At 36.0% G+C, this 928-nt stretch carries 1 protein-coding gene; it reads right to left on the bottom strand.

From position 1 onward, the window contains the following. Positions 1-92: 92 nt before the first annotated feature. Positions 93-695 carry an SMI1/KNR4 family protein gene (locus H6W52_RS21105; RefSeq protein ID WP_116100102.1) on the bottom strand — a complete coding sequence of 201 codons (603 nt, stop codon included), beginning with the start codon at positions 693-695 and terminating at the stop codon, positions 93-95. Between the last annotated feature and the right edge of the window lie 233 nt (positions 696-928).

A 928-nucleotide genomic window follows, 5' to 3' on the forward strand; every position in this document is an offset into this window, starting at 1 on the left:
ACCAAAAGCTGCCGAAGGTTCCGTTCAACAGGGTTTTCATTGTTCGTGCTGCGCACGCAACGAAAACTTAGCTATTACCTGCCGTTTTTTTGTCAATATCGCCATTTTTCAACAGTTTCTTTTCCTACAATTTCAGATACAATTTCTTCTGCCCATTCTTCAACATCTTCTTGTTCAGCTTCTCCAAACAAGTCAGATTGAGCAAATATTAAACAGCCTTTTAAATACTCGTCAACTGTGTTGAACATTTTGGTTATATATGGTGTGTCGTCGTGGTCGTAATAATAGATTTCTTTTGTCTGGCTATGAAAGCAAAACATATTTCCATTTCCTAAGTAGTCGCTAAACGAAATTAGGTATGGTAAAAATACTTTATCGTCTTCGGTAAAATCTGATCCATAAGGATTGTCAGCCCAAATGTCTTTTATCCAACCAATATCTTCAAAATCTTGTAATTGTTCTCCAATGTCCGAAAGCCCGAATGTGTTGTGAAAAGTTTTTAGATTTTCAGGCAGAGAAGTTCCTAATCGTTCTTCAAGTTTTTTGATGTCGTCTGTTGAGATTGGTTCTTTCGCTTTCTTGTTCCAATTTTCGGCAAGAGAGTCGATGATGAGCTTTGTTTTGAGTTCCCAATTATTGTCTCCAATGTTGTCAAATGGAATAATGATGTCTTCTTTTTTGTTAATTTCAAGCATTGTGTTTTTCTTTTAGTGTTGTGTTTAAAATGGCAGGTAACGTTTCGGGTATTGCCGAAGGCGGGGATTTTTAGCACCCAAGCTCAATAGAAATACCATAGTTCAAATATAGCAAAAAAGTTCAATAGAATTACTTCCGTCTCGCTTTTGGCAATACCTTGTTGAACTAAACCTTCGGTAGCTTTCTCAGCGCTATATTTAGTTACTTTGTAAAACTAATTAAAAATCAGTAA

Origin of the sequence: Chryseobacterium sp. C2(2020), from assembly GCF_014218915.1 — a bacterium.
In the GTDB taxonomy this organism is placed as follows: Bacteria; Bacteroidota; Bacteroidia; order Flavobacteriales; family Weeksellaceae; genus Chryseobacterium; species Chryseobacterium mucoviscidosis.